Raw genomic sequence first — 2,370 nt, 5'->3', positions numbered from 1 at the left:
GCATCAAGCTGGCCTTTGTTTACTGCATCGGTGGCATTGGTGCCTGCTGCTACGTTACTGATGGTGTTACCTGCAGCATCAATACCAGTCTTGGTCACACTTGGTCCACCAGTGATGGTTAAACCATTCGTATCCAGCTTGCTGTCCCCTGCCGTTACACTGTCAATATTCAGGTCACGATTTAAGCCATACTGAATCGTATTGCCGGTCTTGGTTACGTTCAGGTTGGTTTCACCTGCAACCGTACCAATGTCTACCGTATCACCAGCTTTTACTGCAGCTGCATTGGTACCATTGCTTTGTAAAGTCCAGCCTTTGTCTAATGCCGTGATCGCATCGCCCACGTTATTGACGTTGTTGCCATTCACAGTATAGGTCGGTGAGCTTACTGCACCTGTAGTGCTGTCATAGCTTGACCCACCACCCAGATTGTTGGCTGTGCTGTTACCTAAGGCATCGGTCTTGTTGTTGCTTGAGGTGCTTAACGCATCAAGCTGGCCTTTATTCACCGCATCGGTAGCATTGGTGCCTGCTGCTACATTACTGATTGTGTTCCCAGCAGCATCAATACCAGTCTTGGTTACACTTGGGCCTCCTGCAATGCTTAAACCATTGCCATCCAGCTTGCTGTCCCCTGCCGTTACACTGTCAATATTCAGGTCACGATTTAAGCCATACTGAATCGTATTGCCGGTCTTGGTCACTTTCAGGTTGGTTTCACCTGCAACCGTACCAATGTCTACCGTATCACCAGCTTTTACTGCAGTTGCATTGGTACCATTACTTTGTAGTGTCCAGCCTTTGTCTAATGCAGTGATCGCATCGCCCACGTTATTGACGTTGTTGCCATTCACAGTATAGGTCGGTGAGCTTACTGCACCTGTTGTGCTATCATAGCTTGCACCACCACCCAGATTGTTGGCTGTGCTGTTGCCCAAGGCATCAGTCTTGTTGTTGCTTGATGTGCTTAACGCATCAAGCTGACCTTTGTTTACTGCATCGGTTGCTGCTGTGCCCGCACCGACATTCGTAACTTTCTCACCATTGGCATCCAGTCCGTTCGCTGTCAGCTTCCCTGCAAACACAGGTGCATCGGCAAGTTGAATATCAACGGTATTACCACTGATGACCGTCTTCACATTCGAGTTCGAGCCAGATGCTGTCAGCCCACCTGTAATATTCAGGGTTTCACCCAATTTACGGTCAACACTGCCGCTGTTACCTGCAAAGGTAATCGGTTTAACCACTTCATTGTTCAGGTTGGTTAAGGCATCACCGACATTGTTGGCATTAACTGTTGTACCATCAGTTTTAGTGGTGACATAAGTTGGTGAGCTTACTGCACCTGTAGTGCTGTCATAGCTTGACCCACCACCCAGATTGTTGGCTGTGCTGTTACCTAAGGCATCGGTCTTGTTGTTGCTTGAGGTACTTAATGCATCAAGCTGGCCTTTGTTTACTGCATCGGTGGCATTGGTGCCTGCTGCTACGTTACTGATGGTGTTACCTGCAGCATCAATACCAGTCTTGGTCACACTTGGTCCACCAGTGATGGTTAAACCATTCGTATCCAGCTTGCTGTCCCCTGCCGTTACACTGTCAATATTCAGGTCACGATTTAAGCCATACTGAATCGTATTGCCGGTCTTGGTCACTTTCAGGTTGGTTTCACCTGCAACCGTACCAATGTCTACCGTATCACCAGCTTTTACTGCAGTTGCATTGGTACCATTACTTTGTAGTGTCCAGCCTTTGTCTAATGCAGTGATCGCATCGCCCACGTTATTGACGTTGTTGCCATTCACAGTATAGGTCGGTGAGCTTACTGCACCTGTTGTGCTATCATAGCTTGCACCACCACCCAGATTGTTGGCTGTGCTGTTGCCCAAGGCATCAGTCTTGTTGTTGCTTGATGTGCTTAACGCATCAAGCTGACCTTTGTTTACTGCATCGGTTGCTGCTGTGCCCGCACCGACATTCGTAACTTTCTCACCATTGGCATCCAGTCCGTTCGCTGTCAGCTTCCCTGCAAACACAGGTGCATCGGCAAGTTGAATATCAACGGTATTACCACTGATGACCGTCTTCACATTCGAGTTCGAGCCAGATGCTGTCAGCCCACCTGTAATATTCAGGGTTTCACCCAATTTACGGTCAACACTGCCGCTGTTACCTGCAAAGGTAATCGGTTTAACCACTTCATTGTTCAGGTTGGTTAAGGCATCACCGACATTGTTGGCATTAACTGTTGTACCATCAGTTTTAGTGGTGACATAAGTTGGTGAGCTTACTGCACCTGTAGTGCTGTCATAGCTTGCACCACCACCCAGATTGTTGGCTGTGCTGTTGCCCAAGGCATCAGTCTTGTTG

At 48.3% G+C, this 2,370-nt stretch carries 1 protein-coding gene; it reads right to left on the bottom strand.

The window, feature by feature from the left end; all coding sequences use genetic code 11:
* On the bottom strand, positions 1 to 2,370 hold a 2,370-nt coding region (locus tag J576_RS19195; protein WP_033855745.1), incomplete at both ends, for a hypothetical protein.

The organism is Acinetobacter sp. 766875, assembly GCF_000582055.1.
Taxonomy (GTDB): Bacteria; Pseudomonadota; Gammaproteobacteria; order Pseudomonadales; family Moraxellaceae; genus Acinetobacter; species Acinetobacter nosocomialis.
This window is presented reverse-complemented; position numbering and strand designations above follow the sequence as displayed.